At 72.0% G+C, this 13,692-nt stretch carries 13 protein-coding genes and 1 tRNA gene; 11 read left to right on the forward strand and 3 right to left on the reverse strand.

Annotation, left to right across the window (positions count from 1 at the left end; translation table 11 throughout):
* Positions 1-63: 63 nt before the first annotated feature.
* The 11 genes from SSP24_RS29610 to SSP24_RS29660 all read left to right on the forward strand — a co-directional run bounded on the left by SSP24_RS29610 (position 64) and on the right by SSP24_RS29660 (position 10,883).
* On the forward strand, positions 64-1,602 hold the full coding sequence (locus SSP24_RS29610; protein WP_141312942.1) for an amino acid permease: 1,539 nt from the start codon (positions 64-66) through the stop codon (positions 1,600-1,602).
* 119 nt (positions 1,603-1,721) lie between these two features.
* Positions 1,722-1,794 (forward strand) — tRNA-Lys (locus SSP24_RS29615).
* 489 nt (positions 1,795-2,283) lie between these two features.
* Positions 2,284-2,814, forward strand: coding sequence for an RNA polymerase sigma factor (locus SSP24_RS29620; protein ID WP_229866097.1), 531 nt, complete (start codon positions 2,284-2,286; stop codon positions 2,812-2,814).
* A gap of 110 nt (positions 2,815-2,924) precedes the next feature.
* Complete coding sequence (locus SSP24_RS29625; protein WP_174864738.1) at positions 2,925-3,590, forward strand: hypothetical protein; 666 nt, start codon at positions 2,925-2,927, stop codon at positions 3,588-3,590.
* Between the two features lie 442 nt (positions 3,591-4,032).
* Positions 4,033-5,580, forward strand: coding sequence for an ABC1 kinase family protein (locus SSP24_RS29630; protein WP_141312946.1), 1,548 nt, complete (start codon positions 4,033-4,035; stop codon positions 5,578-5,580).
* A 159-nt stretch (positions 5,581-5,739) separates the two neighbouring features.
* Positions 5,740-6,615, forward strand: coding sequence for an SAM-dependent methyltransferase (locus SSP24_RS29635; RefSeq protein ID WP_141312948.1), 876 nt, complete (start codon positions 5,740-5,742; stop codon positions 6,613-6,615).
* A gap of 5 nt (positions 6,616-6,620) precedes the next feature.
* A complete protein-coding gene (locus SSP24_RS29640; RefSeq protein WP_141312950.1) occupies positions 6,621-7,088 on the forward strand; it encodes a hypothetical protein in 468 nt (155 codons plus the stop codon).
* Positions 7,085-8,119 carry a DUF2156 domain-containing protein gene (locus tag SSP24_RS29645; protein ID WP_141312952.1) on the forward strand — a complete coding sequence of 345 codons (1,035 nt, stop codon included), beginning with the start codon at positions 7,085-7,087 and terminating at the stop codon, positions 8,117-8,119. Before SSP24_RS29640 ends, SSP24_RS29645 begins: the two co-directional genes overlap by 4 nt.
* Before the next feature lie 44 nt (positions 8,120-8,163).
* Positions 8,164-9,159 carry a ferritin family protein gene (locus SSP24_RS29650; protein ID WP_141312954.1) on the forward strand — a complete coding sequence of 332 codons (996 nt, stop codon included), beginning with the start codon at positions 8,164-8,166 and terminating at the stop codon, positions 9,157-9,159.
* 52 nt (positions 9,160-9,211) lie between these two features.
* A complete protein-coding gene (locus SSP24_RS29655; RefSeq protein WP_141312956.1) occupies positions 9,212-10,264 on the forward strand; it encodes a fatty acid desaturase family protein in 1,053 nt (350 codons plus the stop codon).
* Positions 10,265-10,313: 49 nt separating this feature from the next.
* Positions 10,314-10,883, forward strand: coding sequence for a hypothetical protein (locus SSP24_RS29660; RefSeq protein WP_141312958.1), 570 nt, complete (start codon positions 10,314-10,316; stop codon positions 10,881-10,883).
* 103 nt (positions 10,884-10,986) lie between these two features.
* On the opposite strand, the gene SSP24_RS29665 is transcribed toward SSP24_RS29660, so the two are convergent.
* The 3 genes from SSP24_RS29665 to SSP24_RS29675 form a co-directional block, all read right to left on the reverse strand.
* Positions 10,987-11,856 carry an esterase/lipase family protein gene (locus SSP24_RS29665; protein WP_141312960.1) on the reverse strand — a complete coding sequence of 290 codons (870 nt, stop codon included), beginning with the start codon at positions 11,854-11,856 and terminating at the stop codon, positions 10,987-10,989.
* A gap of 95 nt (positions 11,857-11,951) precedes the next feature.
* On the reverse strand, positions 11,952-13,232 hold the full coding sequence (locus SSP24_RS45340) for a flavin reductase family protein (protein WP_373306790.1): 1,281 nt from the start codon (positions 13,230-13,232) through the stop codon (positions 11,952-11,954).
* The gene (locus SSP24_RS29675) at positions 13,225-13,692 is read right to left on the reverse strand and encodes a type II toxin-antitoxin system RatA family toxin (RefSeq protein ID WP_141312962.1); all 468 of its coding nucleotides are present in this window, start codon (positions 13,690-13,692) and stop codon (positions 13,225-13,227) included. The genes SSP24_RS45340 and SSP24_RS29675 overlap by 8 nt, the downstream gene beginning before the upstream one ends.

A 13,692-nucleotide genomic window follows, 5' to 3' on the forward strand; every position in this document is an offset into this window, starting at 1 on the left:
AAGGGCCTGTTCTGGTCAATCCGTGACGTGTGTCACGCCCCCGGCGAGGGAATTGCTGGGGGCATGACAGATGACGCGTTGCGTGGCGGGCCGACGGACGAGGAACGTCTGGCCCAGCTCGGCTACACCCAGGTCCTCGCCCGCCGTATGTCGGCGTTCTCCAACTACGCGGTCTCCTTCACGATCATCTCGGTCCTCTCCGGCTGCCTGACCCTCTACCTGTTCGGCATGAACACCGGTGGCCCGGCGGTGATCACCTGGGGCTGGGTGGCGGTCGGCCTGATGACCCTGTTCGTCGGCCTGGCCATGGCCGAGATCTGCTCGGCGTACCCGACGTCGGCGGGTCTGTACTTCTGGGCGCATCGACTGGCGCCGTCGCGGACGGCGGCCGCCTGGGCGTGGTTCACGGGCTGGTTCAACGTACTGGGCCAGGTGGCGGTGACGGCGGGCATCGACTTCGGCGCCGCGTCCTTCCTCGGCGCGTACCTGAACCTGCAGTTCGGCTGGGAGGTCACCCCGGCCCGGACGATCCTCCTCTTCGCGGGGATCCTCCTGCTCCACGGCCTGCTTAACACCTTCGGCGTCCGGGTGGTCGGCCTGCTGAACAGCATCAGCGTGTGGTGGCACGTGCTGGGCGTGGCGGTGATCGTCGGAGCACTGACCTTCGTACCCGACCAGCACCAGTCCGCATCCTTCGTCTTCGGCGAGTTCGTGAACAACACGGGTTGGGGGAGCGGGGTGTACGTCGTCCTCTTGGGCCTGTTGATGGCCCAGTACACCTTCACCGGCTACGACGCCTCGGCCCACATGACGGAGGAGACGCGGGACGCGTCGACGGCGGGCCCGAAGGGGATCGTCCGCTCGATCTGGACGTCCTGGATAGCAGGCTTCGTCCTGCTGCTCGGCTTCACCTTCGCCATCCAGTCGTACGAGGGCGCGCGCACGTCCCCGACGGGCGCACCGCCCGCGCAGATCCTGCTCGACGCGCTGGGCGCCACGGCGGGCAAACTGCTGTTGCTGGTCGTGATCGGCGCGCAGCTGTTCTGCGGGATGGCGTCGGTGACGGCCAACAGCCGCATGATCTATGCCTTCTCGCGCGACGGCGCGCTGCCGTTCTCGCGCGTCTGGCACACGGTGAGCCCGCGCACCCGGACGCCGGTGGCGGCGGTCTGGTTGGCCGCACTGGGCGCCCTGGCCCTGGGCCTGCCCTACCTGATCAATGTCACGGCGTACGCGGCGGTGACGTCGATCGCGGTGATCGGCCTGTACATCGCGTACGTCATCCCGACGCTGCTGCGCCTGCGCAAGGGCGAGGCCTTCGAACGGGGCCCGTGGCATCTGGGCCGCTGGTCGCGTCCGGTGGGTGTGGTGGCGGTCGGCTGGGTCGCCGTCATCACGATCCTCTTCATGCTCCCGCAGGTCTCCCCGGTCACCTGGGAAACCTTCAACTACGCCCCCATCGCCGTCCTGGTCGTCCTCGGCTTCGCGGCGAGCTGGTGGGTGGCGTCGGCTCGGCACTGGTTCCTGAACCCGGGGCATGAGCGGACGGTGGGGAGGGAGGCGGCGCGGGAGTCGGCAGCTCGCGAACCGGTAGATCCCTAGCACTTCGGGCCCCTTCCGGCCCCTTCCGGCACCTTTCGCCCCGCGTCCGGCCCCGTCTCTCGGATACCCGATCGGCGACGCGGCCTCCTCGGGCTATGCTCGGGGAGGCAACATCGCCTGGGCCCTTAGCTCAATTGGCAGAGCAGTGGACTTTTAATCCATTGGTTGTGGGTTCGAGTCCCACAGGGCCTACCGGTCGACCCCAGCTCAGAGCGCATCTGAACTGGGGTCGTTGGCGTTTTCGGGGCCTCAGTGATCGTTGGCTCCACCGAAGCTCCACCGACGTGCAGGCGATCAAGACATGAAGCGGCCCCGGCCGACGCCGAGCCGGCGGCGTTGTCCGAGTGCGAGACGGGTGAGCGGCTGCCGGCGACGAACGCCTCCTGCACAGCCGCGGTGAGGCTCTGACCAGTGGTGGCACGTTTCTGTGTGGCGGCGGCACGTTTCCGCAGTGATAAGCGGTTGGCCAACCTGTTGGGAAAACGGGCCGTCGGTGCTTCGGTTCTCGATTTTTAGCATGAAGTTGGGTCCTGTGTGGGGGCGTTCGATGGGGTTCATGCGGATGAGTGGACGTCCAATGCGCCTGTTTGTCCCCGGGGTCGGCCGGACAGTTTTCGGGTGATGGGCGGAGGGGATTTCGTGAATTGCTCCAGAGAATTTCACCGGTCACCTGGTTTTTCGGTGTCCGAGGATGAGGGCAAGGGCAAGGACGACGGCCGGGAATTGTCCTGGGTCGAGATCGCCGGCCACCGGGAACGGCTCCTGCGGCTGGTCCGGCGCCGGCTGCCGAATGCGCAGGACGCCGAGGACTGTGTCCAGGAGGCCATGGTGCGGGCCGCCGCGCACGGCAACCTGGACCGCGACCGGATCGGGCCGTTTCTCACCGCGGTCGCGCTGCGGCTGTGCGCCGACCACTACCGCGAGCAGGAACGGCGCCATCGGCTGCTGCGCCGGGCCGTACAGGTGGGGGTGCCCGAGCTGCCCGACGAGGGCGTGTGCGACAAGGACTTCGGGCGCTGGCTGCTCGGGCAGGTGGACCTGCTGCGCGGGCGGGAGCGGCAGGTGGTGCTCGCCCGGGCGCAGGGCATCTCCACCCTGGAATTCGCGCGTATGCATCGAATTTCGGTCAAGGCGGCCGAGGGTGCGTTTACTCGGGGCCGGGCGCGGTTGCGGCTGGTGTGTGCGCGTGCGCTGGACGGGGCGGTGGCCTAGCGGATTTGGGGATTCCTGCTCGGAGTTCCGTGAGTTCCATGAGTTCCGAAAGTTCCGCGAGGGCTGTCTCGAATTGGTTGGCAGACTGGCGAAAACGAAAGGCAATGGGCGTGGGGAAGAATAATACGCAGGACACCATCAAGGACCTTATCGGCGACATCGCCGACAGCACCAAGAAGGCCTTCGACGAAATTCTCGACCGGAAGAGCGACAACCGGGACGGGCTGGAATGGCTCGGCCCGGCGCAGTCCATGCAGGCGCTGACCGGGCTGCCCGGTGACGTGCTGCGCACCGTCAGCGCGCTGTCCGCCCTGGGCGGGGTCGCCAACCCGGTGGCCGCCCTCGCCAACGCCGCGAACGCCGCCGCGCTCGGCGGCGCCGGCAATCCGCTGGCCGCACTGACCGGCGCCGCGGGCAACCCGCTCGCGGCGGTCACCGGAGCGGCCGGGGCCGTGAATCCGCTCGCCGCGCTCACCGGGGCAGCCGGGGCCGGTAACCCGCTCGCCGCGCTCACCGGCGCCGCGGGTGCCGCGAACCCGGTGGCCGCCCTCGCCGGCGGGGGTCCGCTCGGGGCGCTCGGGCAGGTGGCCGGGGGTGCCGCCTCGGCCGTGTCGGGGGCGGCGGACATGGCCGAGGGCCTGGCCCAACTGCCCCGCCAGCTCTCCCAGCTCACCGAGCTGGTCGCCAACCTGGCGCAGGTGCTGGAGAACGTCCAGCAGGTCACCGGCGCCGTCACCGGCGGTGGCCGAGCACCTGCGGCGCGCAAGGCGACGTAGCCGCGCCGTACGTCCCATCCCATAGGCCCCGTACACCCCCGTACACCCTGTACATCCCGCGGCCGCCGTGACGGGTGGCGGCCGCGGGACAACCAGCCGGTGCCGTTCGCCCGGTGGTCGGCTCGATCGGGTCGGCTGGTGCCGTCTGCCCGGTGGTCGGCTCGATCGGGTCGGCTGGTGCCGTCTGCCCGGTGGTCGGCTCGTCCCGACCGGCCGGTGCCCGTCCGCCCGGTGGCCGACCCGGCACGACCAGCCGGTGCCGTCCGCCGGTGGCGCACTCGCCCCGCGAATCGGGACCGACCCGATCGGGCGCCGACCCGTCGGTCCGGGTGGGTGGGCAGCCGCGCAGCTGTCCGGGCGGGCGGTGTCGTCCATGGGGGATGGCCCCCGGGGGTCCCGTTAGACCGACCACACGACGTCACGATTCAGGAGGTCGCCGTACATGAGTGCGCCGCTCGGGAACCGGCTGCGGCTGGTGGTCAAGGTGCTGGGTGGCCTCGTCGCGGACGAGGTCGGGCATGTGGCGCGGGTTCGTCGGCGGGCCGGGCGGGATCCTGCGTCCCCGACGAACCCTTCCCCCGGGGACGGGGTCCGGCGGGCGCGGGCCGTGCGGAAGGCGTTGGAGAGTCTTGGCCCGTTCTATGTGAAGCTCGGGCAGATCCTGTCCACCCGGCCCGACATGGTGCCGCCGGTGATGATCGCCGAGCTGCAGAATCTGCACGACCGGGTCGATGTCCAGCCGTTCTCCGTGTTCGAGCCGGTGCTGGCGCAGGAGCTCGGCCCGGACTGGAAGCTGTGCTTCGACGACGTCGACACCACCAGCCCGCTCGGCGCCGCCTCCCTCGCCCAGGTCTACCGGGTCCAGCTGCCCGGCGGACGCCCCGCCGTGGTGAAGGTGCAGCGGCCCGGCATCCGTGACACCGTCCGCGCCGACATGGCGCTGATGCGCAAGGCGTCCCGGATCGTCGCCCGCACCGCACCCCGCTTCAACGAGGTCATCGACGTCGAGGCCATGCTCGACTCGATCTTCGACGCGATGGAGCCCGAGCTGGACTTCACCGGCGAGGCCCGCAACATGGACGAGGCCCGCGAGAACATCCGCCGCTATCCCACCCTCGACGTGCCCCGCGTGGTGCACGCCACCCCCAAGGTACTGGTGCAGTCGCTGGCCCCCGGCGCCTCCGTACGCCACCTCGACCGCCGCGCGTTCAGTGACCGTGAGCGCACGGAGATCGGCAAGGACCTGCTGCGGTTCATGTACCGGGGCTACTTCGTCGACCGGATGTTCCACGCCGACCCGCACGCCGGCAACGTCTTCGCGCTGCCCGGCGGCCCCGCCACCCTCATCGACTGGGGCATGGTCGGCCGGCTCGACCGCCGCACCAGCCTGCGCCTGCTGCCCCTGCTGATGTCCATCGCGCAGAACGACGGCCATGGACTGGCCTGGGCGTGGGCCGAGATGGGCCGGGTCACGGCCTGGTCCAATCTGCCCGCGTTCGCCTCCGACATGGCCGCACTCGTGCCCAAGGTCGCCACGGCCTCCCTGGAGGACATCAACTTCGGGGTGTCGCTGACCACCGTCCTGGAGAAGGCCACCCGCCGCGGCATCGGCTCCGCGCCGTCGATCTCCCTGCTCGGCAAGTCCTTCGCGAACCTGGAGGGTTCGGTGCGCTGCCTGGCCCCGGACATCGCCCTCGCGGAGGTCTTCAAGGCGGAGGCCCGCGGCATCATCGTCGCCCTGCTGCGCGAGTACTTCTCCGTCGACCAGGCCGCCCGCAACACGATGGACCTGCTGGCGGCCGTGACGACGGGACCCGAGCAGTGGCGCGGGCTGCTCGCCGACGCCGCGAACCGCCGTTTCGCCCTCCAGGTCCAGGAGCCGTACACCCCGGCCGCGATGGGCGGTCAGCGCGCCTGGAAGCCGTCGCCCGTGCTGATGGCGCTGGGGGCGGCGGCCCTGCTGTTCGACCGACGCCGGCCGCCACGCTGATCAGCGGCTGCGCAACAGCCACGACCTCGCCGGTCCGGATCGGGATCCGTCACAGCCGACCTCGCCACATCCGGGTCGGGATCCGCAACAACCAACCTCGCCGGGTCCGAATCCCCGTTCCGCCCGTTTTCACCTCCACGTTTCCGAAGGGCCTCACCCATGCCCCAACCCCTCCCGTACGACGACGACACCCCCACCGGCCTGCCCGGCGTCTCCGCCACCGCGCTCTGGACCGTCCGGATGCGGGCCCAGGAGTCCGAGCGGCCCGACGCGCTGTTCCACGATCCGCTGGCCGCCGAGTTCCTGACCCGGGCGCGGGACGCCGGGGCCCCGCCGGGCACCGGGCTGCTTCAGCAGGTGCTGCCGGACTGGCTCGCCGTACGCACCCGCTTCTTCGACGACCACCTCCTCGACGCGACCCGCGCCTCCGGCATCCGCCAGGTCGTGCTGCTCGGCGCCGGACTGGACACCCGCGCGTACCGGCTGAAGTGGCCCGACGGCGTGCAGGTCTTCGAGGTCGACCTGCCGGCCGTGCACGCGTTCAAGGAGGAGGTGCTTCAGGGCCGTACTCCCACCGCCGCGCGGCGCGCGCCCGTCGCCGCCGATCTGCTCGCCGACTGGGGCGGCGCCCTGCGCGCCGCCGGGTTCGACCCCGGGCAGCCCACCGCCTGGCTGTGCGAGGGGCTGCTGTTCTATCTGCCGTCCGAGGCCGTGGACCGGCTCGTCGCCGTCGCGGGTGAGCTGTCCGCGCCCGGCAGCACCCTCGGCGCGGAGTGCCTGAACGCCGACGCCGCCGACTCGCCCTTCGTACGGCCCTGGCTGGAGGCCCTGTCCGGGTCCGGCACGCCCTGGGTGTGGCACCTGGCCGACGCCGAGAAGTGGTGGGGCGAGCGGGACTGGCAGGCGCGGGTCGCCGACCTGCTCGGACTGCCGTACGCCGTGGCCCGCTTCGCGCCCCATCTCGCCGCCCACCCCGGCCTGGAGACCCGGAGCATGATCCTGGTGACCGCGACCCGGCCGGCCGGCGGGCGGTGAGCGGCGTGGACGGACAGAACCTCTGCCAGACGCCGACCACCTACCGGCTGCTGCGCCTTGAGTACCTGTTCGGGCTGCTCGTGGCCGCCGGGTTCTTCCTGGCACATCTGCACGAGGTGCGCTGGTGGGTCGCCGCCCTGCTCTTTCTGTACGTCGACGTCATCGGCTACCTGCCCGGCGCCCTCGCCTACCACCGCAGCCCCGACCGGCGCATCTCCCGCGTCTACTACGTGCTGTACAACACCATGCACAGCCTGGCCGTGCAGGGCGCCGTGCTCGGCGCGTGGGTGCTGGTGAGCGGCTGGGAGTGGGCGCTGCTGGTGCTGCCGATCCATCTGTTCGGCGACCGCGCCCTGTTCGGCAACTTCGTCAAACCCTTCACGGTGTCCTTCGAGCCCCGCCCGCATCCTGCCGTCCAGTCCGCGTTGCGGGACTTCGCGACGGTGCCCTGGTACCGGGCGGCGGCCCGGTGAGCGGCGTCCGCGAGGCCGCCCCGTCCCTCACCGACGAGCAGGCGTACGAGCTGCTGCGCCGCCACGCCGGGCACAGCAGCGCCTTCCTCGCCCTGAACGCGGGCAACCACCGCTTCCGCGCGGACGGCGTCGACGGCTTCGTGCCCTACCGGGAGGGCGGCCGCCGGCATCTGTTCGAGCTGGGCGGGCCCGTGTGCGCGGCCGCCGACCGGGAGCGGCTGCTGGGCGCGCTGCTGGCGCGGGCCGCGGACGAGGGGCGCCGGGTGGCCGGGGTCCAGCTGCCGCGTGCCGCCGCCGAACTGCACGCCGGGCACGGGTTCACCGTCAACCAGTTCGGCGCCTCCTTCAGCATCCACCTGGACGGCTACGGCCTCGGCGGGCAGCGCATGGTCAAGGTCCGCAACATGGTCAACCGGGCCCGCCGCGAGGGCGTGACCGTCAGCGAGGTGGCGCCCGCGGAGCGGGGCAGCCCGCTGGTCACCGCGGCCCTGGACGGCGTGGACCAGGCGTGGCTGCGCGACAAGGGCCGCCATGTGAAGGAGCTGGACTTCCTCATCGGCGAGCGGGGCGGCCCCGGTGCCCCGCACCGGCGGCTGTTCACCGCCCGGCACGCCGGACGGACCGTCGCCTACGTGTCGTACTCGCCCGTCTTCGGGGAGCGTTCGGGCTGGCTGTACGACCTGACCCGGCGTCGGCCCGACGCCCCGCCCGGCACGGTGGAGCTGGTCTTCGCCACCGCCCTGCGCCGGTTCCAGGACGAGGGGTGCGGCTGGCTCCACCTGGGGTTCACGCCGTTCGTCCAACTGCGGCCGGACGACTGCGACTTCGCCGGCGCGGGCAGCAGCGGGGCGCTGCGGCGGTGTCTGGAGCTGGTCGCCGCCAAGGGGCGGGCGATCTATCCGGCGGCCTCGCAGGAGTCCTTCAAGCTCAAGTGGCGGCCCCAGCTGATCGAACCCGAGTACCTCGCCTTCCAGGGCGGGGTGACGCCCCGCGCCGTGTGGCGGCTGATGCGGCTGACCAGGGCCGTGTGAGCGCTGCCGGGACTCCCGTACCGATCGTGATCAGAAAGGCAGAGATGACCACATCCGTCGACCGTACGTCCGTTCCCGCCGCGATCCCCGAGGTCCCCGCGATCCCCGCGGAGGCCGACCGGCACCGGGCCCCGAGCCTGCTCGACGGCGCGCTGCACGCCGAGCTGACGCCGGAGGGCTGCGACCTCGGCTACTGGTTCCGCGCCGTGCCCGAGGGCACCCTCGGCGGGCACCCGATGGGCCGCAGCCCGGACGTGGTCGTACCCGATCACATGCTGCGCGAGGGCCCGCTGCGGCAGGCGGTCATGCAGGAGCTGGCCTTCCGATCCATGGCCGAGGAGAAGGCGGCCCGCGCGATCTCCCACCTGGTCGCGTACGCCCCCGACCTGGCCGGGATGGACTTCTACACCACCCAGCTGATGGACGAGGCCCGCCATGCCTACGCCTTCCGCGGCCATCTCCTCGAACTCGGCGTCCTTGAGGCCGACGTGGAGGGCACCATGGAGGACCTGGCGGGCGCCGACCGGGACGCCGTACTCACTCCGCTGGAGGAGTTCGGGCTGGAGGTGCTGCGCGACGGGCGGGACTACATCGGCGGGGTCATCACGCTCACCGTCCTGGTCGAGGGAGTCCTCGCCCCCACGGCGGAGCTGAGCGAGCGCAAGTGGCGGCCCTTCGATCCGGCCGCCGCCGAGATCGAACGCGCCGCCGGCATCGACGAGATCCGCCACCTGTCGGTCGGCACCACCATCGTCCGCCGTCATCTGCGCCGGTACCCGCGCGAACGCGACCGTATCGCCGCACTCATCGAGCGCGGCACCCGGCTGTGGGCCCAACTGCCCGTCCAGGAACTGACCTTCCGGCGTGAACAGCTCTACCAGCAGGGCCTCGAACAGCACCGGGACCTCGCGGGCGACTACGAGGTGTGGCCCGGCCGTCGGCTCGTCGACACCACGGCGGAGGAACGGATGCGCACCGCCGCGGAATGGGCGCACACCACGCAGCAGGCCCGGCTCGCCGACATGGGGCTGGCGCCGTGAGCCCCTCCCACGCCTGCGTTCCCCATGGCTCCGAGTGTGAAAGGGCACCGCGATGACCGACCTGTCGGCTGTCGGCTCCGCCCCGCGTGAACCTGGCGCGGCGGAGGAGGATTTCCGCGAACTGACCCGGCGCGTCACCGACGCCGGGCTGATGCGGCCCCGCAAGGGTCAGTACGCCGCCGCGATCGTGGTGGTGTGGTTGATGAACGCAGTCGGCTGGGCGGGGCTGGTGCTGTCCGGCGGTGCGTGGTGGCAGGTGCTGCTCGCGGCCGTCTGGCTCGCGATCTGGCACGAGCAGCTCGCCTTCCTGCTGCACGACGCCGGGCACCGCCAGATCAGCCGCTCGCAGCAGACCATCCGCGCGCTCGGCCTGATCCACGGCAACCTGATGCTCGGCGTCTGCTTCGGCTGGTGGGTCCAGCACCACAACCGGCACCACAACCACCCCAACCACCTCGAACTGGACCCCGACATCCTGCGCCGCGTGGCCGTCTTCGCCCCCGAACAGGCCCAGCAGCGCAAGGGACTCGCCCGCTTCATCGCCGCGCACCAGCGCCATCTCTTCTTCCCGCTGCTGGGCCTGGAGGCGGTCGTGCTGCGGATCGCCGGGATCATCGCGCTGCGTCGGCGGGCGGTGCGCCGACCGTGGCTGGAGGGCGGTCTGATGGCCGGGCACGCGGTGCTGTTCTTCGGCGCGCTGCTGTGGCTGCTGCCCTGGACGAGCGTGCTGCTGTTCCTCGCCGTGCACCAGGGCCTGCTCGGCTATCTGCTCGGGCTCGCCTTCGCCGTCAACCACAAGGGGCTGCCCACCCGGGTCGGCGGCGAGTGGAGCTGGCTGGAGCGCCAGGTCCTCACCTCGCGCACGCTGCCCACCGGGCTGGTCGGCGACTTCTTCTACGGCGGCCTCAACTACCAGATCGAGCACCACCTGTTCCCGGGTATGCCGCGCTCCGCGCTGCGCCATGCCTATCCGATCGTCAAGGCGTTCTGCGCCGAGCGCGGCGTCCCGTACACCGAGACCGGAGTCCTGGAGTCCTACCGCGACCTCGCCCGCCACCTCGGTACGGCGAGCGAGGTACTGCGCCAGGGCACCGTCACCGCCTGAGCCCGGGCAGTCGATCCGGCAGAAGGGAATCCCCCCCATGAAGACACCCATGAAGACACCCATGAAGACACCGCTGAAGCGCCGTGCCCTGCTCTCCGCCACCACCGTGCTCGCCGCCCTCGCCCTGCTCGCCCCCGCGCAGAGCGCCCACGCCGCCCCGGTGCCCGACCTGGTGTGTCGCCTCGACGCCGAGGTGAACTTCACCCCGCCGCTCAGCGTTCTGGTCCGCCAGGCGGCGGTCGACGGCCACATCGGCTACCACGACTGCCGCTCCCCGAACGGCGCGGCACCGCACCTGACCGGCATCGTCTTCCACGTCACGGGCGTCGGCCGGTTCGGCGCCGTGCCGGTGCCGACGTTCTCCGTGGAGGGCACCGGCACCGGCACCTGGAACACCGGCGAGACCGGCGGCCTGTACTTCAACGGCGAGCTGAAGAAGGGCAGCCCGGTGCCGGACCGTGAGGTGACCTCCGGCCCGCTCGCCGGGGACGGCATCAACGGCCTGCAGATCCCCCTGCCGCGCTTCGACAAGATCGACCCCAACGGCGTCGCCGGCTTCGACGTGACCGGCCAGGTGTGCTTCTGGAACGGCGAGAAGGGCAGGTGCACGGCGTACTGACCGACGCCACGGACCGGTGGTCCCCGGCTACGGGACGGCGGTGGGGCGAGACCTCGAACGGGTCTCGCCCCACCGCCGTTTCGTGCCGTGCCGTGTCCGGGGCTCAGTGCTCGAGCGCCCGGAGGACCTCCCGCAGTACGACGGGGTCGTACGGCATCGCCAGATGCGTGGTCCGGTTGGCCGGGTCGAGGTCCTGGAGGCACAGGTTGGTCACCTCGTGACCGGGCTCCGCGGGGGTGAGCTGCTGGGAGGCGGGCGGCTGCACCACCTCGTCCCGGGTGGACCACAGGACGGTGTGACGCACGCCGGCGACCGTGTCGCCGCCGGCGGTCAGTTCGCGGATGAACTCGGAGTCGCGCAGCAGCTGCGTGAACGCCGGGCTGATCCGGAAGAGCACCTCGGCCTCCACGGTGTCCCGCACCCCGGGCAGCCCCCGGACCAGCGCGGTCAGGCCCGCGACGGTGACGCCGTGGTTGCTGGGCGCGATCCCGACGACGTGGTGCAGCTTCGCCGCGGCGCCGAGGTACTTCGCGCAGTAGTGCGGCAGCATGCCGCCCTGCGAGTGCCCGACGACGTTCACGCGCGCGGCTCCGGTGTCGGCCAGCACCCGGTCGATGAAATCGGCCAGTTCGCGGGCGGAGGCCCTGATGTCGGCGAGTCCGTAGTGCCCGGGCAGGGTGCGCAGTGCGCCGTAGTTGAGGCGGAAGACGCGGTGGCCGGCCGCCCGCAGCGCCGGTACCGCCTGCCGCCAGACGGAGTCCCGGTCGCCGAGTGTGCCGTGCGCGAGGACGACCGGGTACGGGTGTTCGGGGTCCGGCGGCTTGCCCCAGTCGTCCTCGGCGGGGGCCGGATCGATGGCGGCGGCGAAACGGTGGCCCGCGGCCGCACTGTGACCGGCCAGCCGTTCGGGGATGCGGGTGATCTCCGTCCGCGCGTCGTCGTCGTTCACTCCGGGCAGTGGGGGCAGGGACATACGGCCTCCTCGGGGTTCGTGGGACACGGGGATGCGGCAGAACGCCCGGCCGAGTGCTGGGGGCCGGGCGTCCTGCGGGAGGGGTATCGGTCGCGTCAGTCGTGGTCGAGGGTGTGGAAGGAACGGTCGTGCCACACCAGTGGCCTGCCGCCGCCGAGGCCGACGGCGCGGAGGCGGCCGACGACGGTGTGGTGGTCGCCGTACCGGCGGACGTCCTCGACCAGGCACACCGTCCAGCCGAGCGCCTCGTCCAGCACCGGCAGGCCGAGCACCTGCCGCAGCGGTACGCCGGTACAGCGCGCGGCGGGCGGCAGGGCAGGGTCGGCGAACCGCTCGGCCACCGCGCGCTGGTGCTCCGCCAGCAGACTGACGGCGAAGGCGCCGCGCCACCGCAGCGCGGCCAGGGTGCGCGAGCTGCCGCGCAGGCAGGCCAGCAGCAGGGGCGGCCGGGCGGAGAGGGAGGTCAGGGCCGAGACGGTCATCCCGGTCGGCCCGCCGTGCGCGTCAAGCGCGGTGACCACGGCGACACCGCCCGCCAGCTTGGCGTACAGCCCGAGACAGCGCGAGGTGTCGGGGCCGGGTTCGTCGCGCAGGGCGTCCCAGGCGAGCGCGAGCGGATCGCTCGGTGACGGGGGTGTGGTGGCTGGCTGGGGCTTGGGTGGGGGTGTGGTGAGTGGCTCGGCGATGCGCGTGGGCGCGGTGACCGGCTGGGTCTTGGGCGGGGGTGTGATTACCGGCTCGGCGATGCGCCTGGGCCCGGTGACCGGCTTGGTGTTGGGCAGGGGTGTGGTGGCTGGCTCGGCCTTGGGTGGGGGTGCGGTCGCTGGCTCGGTCTTGGTCGGGAGTGTGGTCACCGGCTCGGTCATGGACGAGGAAGCGGTGACCGGCTGGGTCTTGGTCGCGGGAGTGGTGGCTGGCTGGGTCTTGGGCGGAGGTGTGGTGACCGGCTCGGCGATGCGCGCGGGCGTTGTGACCGGCTCGGCCTTGGACGGGAGCGTGGTCACCGGCTCGGTCATGGACGCGGGCGCGGTGACCGGCTCGGTCACGGGCGCGAGCCCGGTCACCGGCCGCCCCACCGACGGAGCCGCCGCCACCGGCCGCCCCACGGACGGGGGCGTCGCCACTGGCTCGGCCATGTCTACGGGCCGCCCCACGGACGGGGCCGCCGCCACAGGCTCAGCCATGTCCACCGGCCGCCCCACGGACGGAGCCGCCGCCACAGGCTCGGCCATGTCCACCGGCCCCACCACGGACGAGGCCGCCACCACCCGCTCAGCCATGTCTACCGGCAGCCCCACGGCCAGGGCCGCCGCCACAGGCTCGGCCATGTCCACCGGCCCCACCACGGACGGGGTCGCCGCCACCCGCTCAGCCATGGACGGGCGCGGCGGTCGGCAGGGCGGTGACTCGGCCGAGCAAGCCGCGGGTGATCAGCTCGATGTTGCCGCGCAGCGTCGACTCGGCCACCGGGTCGAGCAGTTCGGCCAGCGTGGGGATGCCGAGGTCGAACACGGCGTCGAAGGTGACGGCCGTACCGCGTTCGCCCGGCGCGCACCGCCACGTGCCCTCGAACACCTCGAAGTCGCCCCGGAGTTGGGTGAAGCCGAGGGTGAGGGTCTCGGGGTGGAAGGCGTCCCGTTCCGACCAGCGCATCAGGCCGTTGCGGAATCGGACAGTCCAGTCGGACACCACCGTGCCGTCGGCGCCGGGCGGGTGCACCACCACCTCGCGGACGGTCTCGGTGACGTCCGGGTAGCGCCGGAAGTCCCGGATCCGCTCGTAGGCGGTCTCGGGCTCGACGTCGTGGGCGGTCATCGTGACGGTCACATGACGCAT

Source organism: Streptomyces spinoverrucosus (genome assembly GCF_006539505.1).
Lineage (GTDB): Bacteria > Actinomycetota > Actinomycetes > Streptomycetales > Streptomycetaceae > Streptomyces > Streptomyces spinoverrucosus.

Excerpts from the sequence above, each read along its gene's own strand:
- SSP24_RS29675 (WP_141312962.1), bottom strand. The coding sequence starts at position 13,692 with ATGCGTCATGTGACCGTCACGATGACCGCCCACGACGTCGAGCCCGAG.
- SSP24_RS29660 (WP_141312958.1), top strand. The coding sequence starts at position 10,314 with ATGAAGACACCCATGAAGACACCGCTGAAGCGCCGTGCCCTGCTCTCC.
- SSP24_RS29665 (WP_141312960.1), bottom strand. The coding sequence starts at position 11,856 with ATGTCCCTGCCCCCACTGCCCGGAGTGAACGACGACGACGCGCGGACG.
- SSP24_RS29650 (WP_141312954.1), top strand. The coding sequence starts at position 8,164 with ATGACCACATCCGTCGACCGTACGTCCGTTCCCGCCGCGATCCCCGAG.
- SSP24_RS29635 (WP_141312948.1), top strand. The coding sequence starts at position 5,740 with ATGCCCCAACCCCTCCCGTACGACGACGACACCCCCACCGGCCTGCCC.
- SSP24_RS29630 (WP_141312946.1), top strand. The coding sequence starts at position 4,033 with ATGAGTGCGCCGCTCGGGAACCGGCTGCGGCTGGTGGTCAAGGTGCTG.
- SSP24_RS29610 (WP_141312942.1), top strand. The coding sequence starts at position 64 with ATGACAGATGACGCGTTGCGTGGCGGGCCGACGGACGAGGAACGTCTG.
- SSP24_RS29655 (WP_141312956.1), top strand. The coding sequence starts at position 9,212 with ATGACCGACCTGTCGGCTGTCGGCTCCGCCCCGCGTGAACCTGGCGCG.
- SSP24_RS45340 (WP_373306790.1), bottom strand. The coding sequence starts at position 13,232 with ATGGCTGAGCGGGTGGCGGCGACCCCGTCCGTGGTGGGGCCGGTGGAC.